The organism is Algoriphagus aurantiacus (genome assembly GCF_035156405.1).
Lineage (GTDB): Bacteria > Bacteroidota > Bacteroidia > Cytophagales > Cyclobacteriaceae > Algoriphagus > Algoriphagus aurantiacus.
Window position 1 is genome coordinate 1 of sequence record NZ_JAXRUT010000061.1, and the last position, 5,512, is coordinate 5,512.

Genomic DNA, 5,512 nt, shown 5'->3' on the forward strand with positions numbered 1-5,512 from the left:
AAGAACGAAAGGAAGAAGACCAACAACAGGGTTTTGATTTCTAGTTCAATGCCAAACGCCCCTTACAGGGGCTATTCAAAGCCACCTTCTAAGAAGGTGTGTTTTTTACTAAAATGCTATAAACATAACAGGTCATAAATAAATCGCACACACATTGCAAGGCCAGTCAAAGCGTGTGCACGGTGCAATAAAAAGGCTCCACTGCACGGTTGACAAAAAAAATTATGTAAATCAACGGGGGAGGAAAAGATGGTTACGAATGAAGTGAGGAAAATATTCTACAGGCTGACAACAATCGAGGCTCGGGGTGAAATTCCCCTTGCCTACTCGACACCTGGCCGTTGGCGGTAATTTGAAAATACGAATAGGATGAAAATTTGCGTTGCACAGACAAAATCGGAAAAAGGGAACATTAAGAGCAATATCGAAAACCATTTGGGATGGATTGAACTTGCCGTTTGCGAAAAATCCGACTTGATAATATTCCCCGAATTATCGCTGACTGGCTACGAACCGGAACTTGCAAAGGAATTAGCAACCGACCAAAATGATTCGAGATTTGACAAATTTCAAAAGATTAGCGACTCGAACAAAATTACAATCGGGATTGGCTTGCCGACCAAATTGGACTCTGGGATATTTATCAGTATGGTCATATTTGAACCCAACCGAGAAAGAAAAATATATTCCAAACAAAAACTGCATTTGGATGAACTACCGTATTTTATTCAAGGCAACGGACAGATTATTTTGACCATAAAAAGCAAAAAGGTTGCACCAGCAATTTGCTATGAATCGCTGCAATCCGAACACTCGGAAAAGGCAAACAGGCTTGGAGCAGAAATATATTTGGCAAGCGTGGCCAAATCCCAGAACGGAATTGAAAAAGCATTCACGCATTATCCGAAAATCGCAAAGAAGTTTTCAATGCCGGTGCTAATGTCAAATAGCGTTGGATTTTGTGATAATTTTCTAAGCGTTGGACAGAGTGCTGTTTGGAATAATAAAGGCGAACTTTTGGAAAAATTAGAAAGCGACAAAGAAGGACTTTTAATATTTGAAATGGAAACTCAACAAGTAATGAAAAAGGCAACAATATGAATGACCATTACACCATAGCGCTTGACAAGGCATTAACTTGGATTCGTAAAGACTTCAAACCAGTTGCAATTATTGTGACTGGTAGCATTATACGCGGCAACCCTGATTTAAATAGCGACTTTGATATTTATGTGGTCCATCAAGACACCTTTAGACAGAGAATCCAAAAATATTTTGACGGTATACCTTGTGAAATATTTGTCAATAGCTTCAAACATATTTACAACTACTTGGAGCAAGAACATAAAGAGAACAGACCAGTTACAGCTCACATGATTTCAACTGGTAAAGTAATTGAGGGGGCAGACAATTTAGAACTTCAAAAGTTGATTCAATCAGCGAAGGAATTTATATTAAAATGTCCACCTCTGACTGATATTAAAAGAATCAATACTAGATATGCAATCTCTACATTATTTGAAGACGCTACAGATTTAAAAGATACAGACACTGTGACAAGCACATATTTCTTAAATAAATTAGTCAGCGACATCATTGACTACACCTTTCGCAATAATTGTATTCCTCTGCCTCGACCAAAGGAGAGGATAATATATTTGGCACAGCACTATCCTGACATTGGGAAACTAATTGCAGACTATTATAGAACTGAAAACTTTTACGACAAGTACGGGATTACTAAAATACTCGTTGGTATGACAATTGGAGAATATGGATTTTTTGAATGGGACTCTGGACGAGATTAAGATTGCGGCCGCTAAAACAGATGCTTGGCTCAATGGCGGGTAACGTGATTAAGTCAAGTGCAGTGCTTCTATTTTGCATTTGTGCTTAGTTGATCCCACACTACACTTATACTTATCCGTTATGCAGCATAAGTAAACTGTCCAACAAGCTTAGACGACTATTCGAAGAAAGGAGATAGAGCCAATCAAGAATGGATTCAAAAAACTATTTAAACATAGGTCGCCAATGAATATAAATTCTTCCAAAACCAGCCTAGTTTTCGTTTTCATTGTTCTATTTATAGCGTTTGGTTGTTCTGGCGCGAAAAATGGAGTCCAAATGGTTACTACAGATTTTGAGTTTATCTCAGGAAATACGAAACTTTCAGGGATCATTGATCAGCCTGTTAATGGCAAGGCGCAGGCACTCATAGTGTTTGTTCATGGTACAGGCAACACAGATATTCGTCGAGAGAACAGGTATTATGATTTACGTCGACGCTTCGTTGAACTAGGAATTGCATGCGTGACATGGGACAAGCCTGGCCAAGGTCAAAGTGCAGGAGTGTACGATTATAACCAACCATTGGAAGAGATTGCTAGGGGGGTACTGGATGCCATAACATGGTTGCGGATCCAGGAGGTTCCCGGTTCAGAAAAGATCGGCATATGGGGCACAAGCCAAGGCGGTTGGGTTGTGCCAATTGCTTTGTCCCAAGAACCTAGCATTCAATTTTGGATTTCTGTCAGCGGTGTTCCAGCGGAAGATAACAAGCACTACCTGATGCAATCCAATCTGCCTCTGGAAGGTCGAACACAGCAAGAAACCGAGCGACTTATGGGAGAATGGAGACGCAGTAAGCAAATATTCATCCAGGGTGGCGACTATGAATCGTACCTTGCAGCTACGGAGAATCTTCGAAAAGATCCTGCAGTGTTCGATTTTGCAGGAGACCTGACAGGTTCGAGGGAAGAATACGAGACGGAGCAAGAGGGCTATATGAAGATGAAGGATCAGTTCGAGTTCGACGAAGAAACGTTCTCCGTAATTCGTGTTCGGAACTTCGACGAAATACTGAACGGGTTGGATATTGACGTTCTGGCATTGTTTGGTGAAAAAGACACTAATGTTAATTGGCGTAAAGCGCATGCACTTTATGAATCTACAATCGGTCAGAATCCCAATGCGACGCTTACAATGCACACTTTCCCGGATTGCAACCACAGTATGAGCGTGTCGGCGACGGGTTCCGTCCGCGAAGTGGAGGGCATGCCGCTTGATTCTGGTGTAAAGTGCGAAGGATATTACGAAGCGCAGATAGAATGGCTACGAAAATATGTTATTCCTGAATAAAGAAAAGTATTAAGGTGCATAACACGAGGCTATAATCAATGGCCGGTGTGTAGGGGGCGGATACTTTTCTACTTTTCACTATCTTTATCTTGGGTGGATAGTGAATTGTTTTTATACGGCCACAGTTTATAGCCCAGGACGTTAGCAGAAATTTAACGAAACACGACACAGGCCATGAATAGACTTGACAGACTAACAAGCATACTCATACAACTTCAATCTAAACGACTGACAACTGCTCGTGAATTAGCCGAACGACATGAAGTTACAAACAGGACGATTTACAGAGATATAAAAACATTAAGACTTGCAGGTGTTCCAATTGGCGAAGAAGAAGGAAAGGGTTATTTTTTAGTAGAAGGTTATTGGTTACCTCCTGTAATGTTCACAATGGAAGAAGCAAGAGCTATGATAACAACTAGTAAAATTTTAAACTACCATACCGAAGATTCTCTTAAACAAAACTACGAATCGGCACTTTTTAAAATTAAAGCAGTTTTATCGCTTAAAGACAAAGATAAATTGGAACTTTTAAATTCAAGAATCGGATATCAAAAACCTTGGGCGCCGACAAGTTTATATTTAGATTCAATCCAGCATTCAATTACAGAAAACCAGAAACTGGAAATAACATATCAGACAAGAGGAGAAGAACAACTAAAAGAGCGAATAATCCAACCGTATGCAGTTTATTTTAGTGGTGCTGTTTGGTCAACTATTGCCTTTTGTGAGTTACGACAAGAAATAAGAGAGTTTCGGCTTGACAGAATAAGAGAACTCAAGTTACAGCAAACTCATTTCAAACCCAACAAGTCTTTCAGCATTGAAGACTATTTAGAAGAACGTTCTAAAAGATTATTTGAACCCCTGACATAGGGTTGCCCTATGTGTCTTTTACCTTTGCTTCAAATTCAAACAAAAATGAATAAAAAAGCAATTCTCTTAATCGTTATTGTATCACTTTTAGGAAGTGTAAACAAGGCACAAACACAAGAAATAATGACAACAAATCAAATCACAATCAGAGACAAACAAGTTGAAATTAATTACCTTCAACAAGGACAAGGCAACACAACAGTTCTATTTTTACATGGTTGGTGCATTGATGGAACTTATTGGAAAAATCAAGTAGAATATTTTTCTAAAAATTACAATGTTTACGCAATTGACCTACCAGGGTTTGGCAAATCAAAAACTGAAAGAACCAACTGGACAATTGAAGAATATGCCAATGATGTAACATCATTTATTGACACAATGGAACTTAAAAATGTTGTAATCGTTGGACATTCAATGGCAGGTGAAATCATGTTGCAAATAGCATTAACCTACAATCCCCAAATAAAAGGAATTGTAGGTGTTGACAATTTCAAAATCATTGACGTTGAATTTACACCAGAACAAATGAAACAAATGTCTGATTTTTTTCCAATGCTCGAAAAGGATTTCAAAAATTCAGCACCTGTATATGCAGATATGATGCTTTTTCACCCTACAACATCAAAGGAAGTGAAAGACAGAGTAAAAACTGACTTTGCAAATACTGATTCTGTTATTGGCTACGGAACATTTATAAATCAAATGCAATACGCTAATACCGATGCACAAAGATTAGAACAGCTTAATTACAAGTTGTATTTAATAAACAGTGACGGTTTTCCAACAAATGAAAATGGATTAAAAAACCATTGTAAAAATAGCTTTCAAGTGGAAACTATTTCTGCAACTGGGCATTATCCAATGATAGAAAAACCAATGGAGTTTAATTTATTACTAGAAAAAGTGCTGGCAGAAATGAAATAAAAAGCTGCTAATGAGTAGACGGCCTCGCCAACCATTAAGTTAGCGAGGTGCGTCTACGCCACGGCGCACAGGTCTCACACCACCGATCCCGAAAGCTTTCGGGAGGTCTCGTATCTTCCCTGCATCCCGGCCTTTCGCTAAAATGATCCAAAGGGATTATTTTTTTACGCTCAGTCCCAGTTCATTGAATCTCAGGCTTTGATTTTGAGTAATAGTCCAGCATACTTAGATAACCTTTTCTTCTCAGTCTAGAAAGTGTAATTGTTGTTCCCAGTATGGGACTTTGAGCCGCCGCGGCGGACCATCCTCCTTTTCTGCCTCCCCTGCAATCTGGCTCCTTCGCTAAAAATGTCCGAAGGGACATTTTCTTTACGCTTGCCCCTTCCATGCGTAAGCATGGTCTTGATCCACTCCCAATCTGATTAGATTTTTACGTTTGCGCTCAGGTTTCTTCTCCGTATCGCTCCGAGCATCCCATATGTTTTGGATTAGGAATTTCAGAGAATCGGTTTAGGTCTGTGCTGCTTCCAGTTTGAGGGAAGAAGTTGGTACAGGTCTTTTTGTTTAT

General features: G+C 39.4%; 5 protein-coding genes. All 5 read left to right on the plus strand.

All coding sequences use genetic code 11. The features are described 5' to 3' along the window. Positions 1–369: 369 nt before the first annotated feature. Positions 370–1,101, plus strand: coding sequence for a carbon-nitrogen hydrolase family protein (locus tag SYJ56_RS25635; protein WP_323839224.1), 732 nt, complete (start codon positions 370–372; stop codon positions 1,099–1,101). Then, positions 1,098–1,808 (plus strand): nucleotidyltransferase domain-containing protein, encoded by a 711-nt coding sequence (locus SYJ56_RS25640; protein WP_323839226.1) that lies wholly within the window; start codon positions 1,098–1,100, stop codon positions 1,806–1,808. The genes SYJ56_RS25635 and SYJ56_RS25640 overlap by 4 nt, the downstream gene beginning before the upstream one ends. A gap of 226 nt (positions 1,809–2,034) precedes the next feature. Further along, on the plus strand, positions 2,035–3,141 hold the full coding sequence (locus tag SYJ56_RS25645; RefSeq protein ID WP_323839228.1) for an alpha/beta hydrolase family protein: 1,107 nt from the start codon (positions 2,035–2,037) through the stop codon (positions 3,139–3,141). A 174-nt stretch (positions 3,142–3,315) separates the two neighbouring features. Further along, a complete protein-coding gene (locus tag SYJ56_RS25650) occupies positions 3,316–4,017 on the plus strand; it encodes a helix-turn-helix transcriptional regulator (RefSeq protein WP_323839230.1) in 702 nt (233 codons plus the stop codon). A 45-nt stretch (positions 4,018–4,062) separates the two neighbouring features. Next, the gene (locus tag SYJ56_RS25655) at positions 4,063–4,944 is read left to right on the plus strand and encodes an alpha/beta fold hydrolase (protein ID WP_323839231.1); all 882 of its coding nucleotides are present in this window, start codon (positions 4,063–4,065) and stop codon (positions 4,942–4,944) included. The last annotated feature ends 568 nt before the right edge of the window (positions 4,945–5,512 follow it).